1 tRNA gene is annotated in these 232 nt (G+C 45.7%); it reads right to left on the bottom strand.

Going from position 1 to position 232, the window contains the following annotated elements:
- Nucleotides 1–2: 2 nt before the first annotated feature.
- A tRNA-Phe gene (locus HUS61_RS21455) sits at nt 3–75 on the bottom strand.
- Nucleotides 76–232 lie beyond the last annotated feature (157 nt).

Raw genomic sequence — 232 nt, 5'->3', positions numbered from 1 at the left:
GGTGCCCAGAGGCGGAATCGAACCACCGACACGAGGATTTTCAATCCTCTGCTCTACCGACTGAGCTATCTGGGCAAAATTTAGTTTTATGCAGAATATCAACAAGGATTTTCAATGCAATTCCCGATTGCTCTACCGACTGAGCTATCTGGGCAAAATAAATGGTGCCGACTATCCGAGTTGAACGGATGACCTACTGATTACAAGTCAGTTGCTCTACCAACTGAGCTAA

The sequence above is a fragment of the Pseudoalteromonas sp. 0802 genome (assembly GCF_013350085.1).
Lineage (GTDB): Bacteria > Pseudomonadota > Gammaproteobacteria > Enterobacterales > Alteromonadaceae > Pseudoalteromonas.
The sequence above is the reverse complement of the archived record's forward strand: the minus strand, read 5'-3'. Positions and strand labels throughout refer to the sequence as shown.